We start from the raw sequence: 4060 nt of genomic DNA, 5'->3' as shown, positions 1-4060 counted from the left end.
CGCCCTGCCGAGTTCCCGGACGCTCACTAAGAGACGGCCATCGCGGGATCCGGTCTGATGTTATGCGGCGATCGGGGTGGGGTCGGTCTGGTCGGTGCCGTGTTGGTCTGTGTCGACGGTGATCAGGCGGGCTTTGGCGAGTAGTTCCAGGCCCATGTAGCGGCGGCCTTCGGTCCACTCGTCGGTCTGTTCGGCCAGGACGGCGCCGACGAGGCGGATGATCGCCGCCCGGTTCAGAAAGATCCCGACGACGTCGGTGCGGCGACGGATCTCCTTGTTCAGCCGCTCCTGTGGGTTATTCGACCAGATTTGGCGCCAGATCTCGCGCGGGAAGCCGGTGAACGCCAGGAGATCGTCGCGGGCGGCGTCGAGGTGCTCGGCCGCGGCGGGGAACTTCGCCTCGATCGTGGCCACGACCCGGTCGAACTGGGCTCGGACGGCATCAGCATCGGGCTGGTCGAAGATCGTGCGCACCAGGGTCGCGATCCACGGCTGCGCCGACTTCGGCACCTTGGTCAGCAAGTTCCGCAGGTAATGAGTCCTGCACCGCTGCCACGACGCCCCGGGCAGCGCAGCGCCGATGGCGGCCACGAGGCCGGCATGGGCGTCGGAGATGACCAGGCGGACGCCGGACAGGCCACGGGCGGTCAACGACCGCAGGAACGCCAACCAGCCGGCGCCGTCCTCATCCGCGGCGACATCGACGCCGAGGACTTCGCGTTGGCCATCCGCGTTGACCCCGACAGCGATCAGCGCGTGGACGTTGACCGTGCGGCCGGCTTCGCGGACCTTCATCGTCAACGCGTCCATCCACACGAACGTGTAATGCCCTGAGTCCAGGGGCCGGTTGCGGAACGCCTGCACCTGGGCGTCCAGGTGGGCGGCCATCTCCGACACCTGCGACTTCGACAGCTGCCGAATCCCGAGCTGCTCCACCAGCTTCTCCACCCGCCGCGTCGACACCCCGAGCAGGTAGGAGGTGGCAACCACCGACACGAGGGCCTGCTCGGCCCGCCGCCGGTGCGTCAGCAGCCAGTCCGGGAAGTAGGAGCCCTGCCGCAGCTTCGGTATCGCCAGGTCGATCGTCCCGGCCCGGGTGTCCCACTGCCTCGGCCGGTAGCCGTTACGAGAGTTGACCCGCTCGTCGCTGCGCTGCCCATACCCGGCGCCGCAGATCGCGTCCGCCTCGGCGGACATCATCGCCTGCGCGAACGTCCTGATCATCGCCTGCAAAACATCAGGCGACGCGCCCTCGATCTGCTCGCACAGCAGGTCAACAGGGCTCACACTCTCAGATGCGGCCTTCGCGCATCACTCTCCTTCGTTGGATTTAGCCGTCTCGAAGGATCGCGCGGTGGCCGTCTCCTATCTACGCAACACGCCCATCACGGGCAAGTCGTACACCACTTCCGTGGACGCAACCAACCGGCGGAACCGCGCCAGCAGTACAGCAGCGAAGTACAGCAACCGTGCCAGCCGAACCGAGCCGAGAAGCGCGTCAGCAGGCCGGATGACCTCGTACCGCACCCGATCCGGCCGGCTCGCCGGCAATCCAGGCGTCCAGGCGGACCGGGCTCAACCCACCGGAACGCGGAATGCCGATCACCTTGCTCGGCCGAGCAACACTGACGACATGCACCCGCCTGTCTGGGCGGCCACCACCGCCCTCGCCGCCGTCCTCCTGGCCATCGCCGGGTGGCGCATGCGCCGCCGCGTCCCTCGCGAGCTGACCCGCGAGGAGAGGCTCGCCGCGGCGCGGCAGGCGGCCCGGGGGATCCGGCGGGACTCCCGCCGCGCCGGGCCCGGCCTGTCGACCACCGACAGCGCCCAGCCCGGCTGCAACTGGGGCAGCTACTCCGGCGGTCCGCCGAGCGACGTCAACTGATCCTGGACGACCACAGTCCAGCCCGCAGCCCAGACACCGCCGTCACGCTCAGCTCAAGTCGCGTCGCCGGATCTCGGTCTCCCGTTCCCATCCCCGATGGCGGCCGGGTGCGGGCACCCGATCTGGTCAGCGGCCGGGCTACCTGGCCGGGAGATCACTGACGCAGCTTGCGGACCAGTTTGCGCAGGCCGGCCTGCCAGCCGTCCGGATCCTCGGCCCGCCGGCGCGCGTACGTGGCGACCTCCGGATGCGGGAGGATCAGAAACCGCTCCTCGGCCAGCCCGGCGATGGTGGCCTCGGCGACCTCGTCGGGGCTGAGCACCGCCCCGGAAGCGGCGATCACCCGGGCACCCAGGTGCCCGGCGGCCAAACCGTCGGCGAGCATCGGCGTGTCCACACCCTGCGGGCAGAGCGCGCTGACCCGGATGCCGGCGTCCCGGTAGGTGACCGACAGCCACTCCGCGAAACCGACCGCCGCGTGCTTCGTCGCGGTGTACGGGGCGTCGCCGACCGCGGTCAGCACCCCCGCCGCCGAGCAGGTGAACAACAGGTACCCCTGACCGCGGCGGAGCATCGCGGGCAGCACCGCCCGGGCGGTGTGCACGTGGGCCATGACGTTGACCTGCCAGGCCCGCTCCCAGTCCGAGTCGGGTGCGTCCACTCCCCCGCCGGTGGCCACGCCGGCGTTGGCACAGAACACGTCGATCCGCCCGTACCGCTGCTCGGTCTCGTCAACCAGCGCGTGGACCTGCGCCTCGTCGGTGACGTCCAGCCCGACGGCGTGCGCGACGGGTCCGATCCCCTCGGCGACCGTGCGGGCCGCATCGGCGTCCAGGTCGGCGAGGACAACGACGGCGGCGCCCTCGGCGGCGAACCGGCGGCCGAGCGCCGCGCCGATGCCACCCGCGCCACCGGTGATCACGGCCACCCGATCGGTCAGGTTCATCTCAGGTCACCTCCGTGCCGAGCCGGGGGATCAGCGCAGCCAGCGCCGCCGCGCCACCGGCGGCCAACTCCGGGGTGGGCAGCAGCGCCAGCACCGGCACGTCCACCCCCTGCTCGGCGTACCGGCGGACCTGCGCGACGCAGTCCTCGGGTGAGCCGTGCAGCACCAGCGCGTCGACCACCTCGTCCGGCACGGCCGCGGCGGCGCCCCGCCGGTCGCCGGCCGCCCACGCCGCCCACATCGGCCCGAGCAGCGGATCCCGGCCCAGCCAGCGGTGGAAGGCCGCGTACGCGGGGACGGTGAGGTAGCCGGCGACCAGGCGGCGGCCCAGCGCCCGGGCGTGCGTCGCGTCCTCGGTCGGGCAGACGAAGATCCGGGCGACGACCTCGAAGCCGGGCCGGCGCTCGCCCAGCTCGGCGAGGGCGGTCGGCACGTCGGCGGCGGCCAGCCAGTTGAGGACCACTCCATCGGCCTCGGCGGCGGCGAGCCGCAGCATGCCAGGACGCAGCGCGGCCACCAGCACCGGCGGCGGCACGGCCGGAGGGCGTTCCAGGGTGAACCGGCGGACGGTGAACGTGTCGTACGCCCCGTCGACCGTCTCCCCCCGCAGCGCGGCGCGCAGGAAGCGCAGCATGTCCCTGGTCCGCTGGTACGGCTCCTCGAACCGGCCGGCGTTCCAGTCACGGACGAGCACCGGCGAGGACGCGCCGATGCCGAGGGCGAACCGGCCGGGGGCGGCCTCGGCGAGCGCGGCGGCGCTCATCGCGAGCAGCCCGGGCCCTCGGGTGAAGACCGGGGCGATCGCCGTGCCGAGGCGCAGCCGGGGTTGCCACGCGGCGGCGAGCGCCAGCGGCGTGAACGCGTCGGCCCCGGCCACCTCCGACGACCAGACGTCGGTGAAGCCGGCCCGGTCGAGGGCCGCGTAGACCGGGGCGTGGTCGGCGAGCGGGATGCCGCTCAGCGGAACCGTCATGCCCCATCTGATCGTCACTGGTCGATCGTGCCCGCTCGCCGTCCCCCTGAGCAAGATCCGGACCGGTCCCGACCCGATCGAAAAGCACGATAGACGCCAACAGAACCGGAAAGAGTGTTACGACTGCCAGATGGGCTGGACCGACGGGGGGAGGCGACCATGACGGCCGCCGAACCGCCGGGTCGGCTGCAAAGCGAGGACGCCGCGAAGCGGGCGACGTTCCGTCAGCTTCTCGGCCCTGAAGGACTCCGTTGGG

Annotated in this window: 4 protein-coding genes; 1 reads left to right on the top strand and 3 read right to left on the bottom strand. The window is 71.9% G+C overall.

The genetic code is table 11. From position 1 onward, the window contains the following. Positions 1-60: 60 nt before the first annotated feature. On the bottom strand, positions 61-1287 hold the full coding sequence (locus A6A27_RS07295) for an IS256 family transposase (RefSeq protein ID WP_073833787.1): 1227 nt from the start codon (positions 1285-1287) through the stop codon (positions 61-63). Positions 1288-1633: 346 nt separating this feature from the next. On the opposite strand from A6A27_RS07295, the gene A6A27_RS07290 reads away from it, so the two are divergent. Further along, positions 1634-1885, top strand: coding sequence for a hypothetical protein (locus A6A27_RS07290; RefSeq protein ID WP_073833786.1), 252 nt, complete (start codon positions 1634-1636; stop codon positions 1883-1885). 154 nt (positions 1886-2039) lie between these two features. Here A6A27_RS07290 and A6A27_RS07285 read toward each other — a convergent pair whose 3' ends face one another. Together A6A27_RS07285 and A6A27_RS07280 are read right to left on the bottom strand one after the other, a co-directional pair. Continuing rightward, positions 2040-2831, bottom strand: a complete 792-nt coding sequence (locus A6A27_RS07285; protein ID WP_073833785.1) for an SDR family oxidoreductase — start codon at positions 2829-2831, stop codon at positions 2040-2042. A 1-nt stretch (position 2832) separates the two neighbouring features. Further along, on the bottom strand, positions 2833-3804 hold the full coding sequence (locus A6A27_RS07280) for an LLM class F420-dependent oxidoreductase (protein WP_073833784.1): 972 nt from the start codon (positions 3802-3804) through the stop codon (positions 2833-2835). Between the last annotated feature and the right edge of the window lie 256 nt (positions 3805-4060).

It is taken from the genome of Micromonospora sp. CB01531, from assembly GCF_001905095.1.
In the GTDB taxonomy this organism is placed as follows: Bacteria; Actinomycetota; Actinomycetes; order Mycobacteriales; family Micromonosporaceae; genus Micromonospora.
This window is presented reverse-complemented; position numbering and strand designations above follow the sequence as displayed.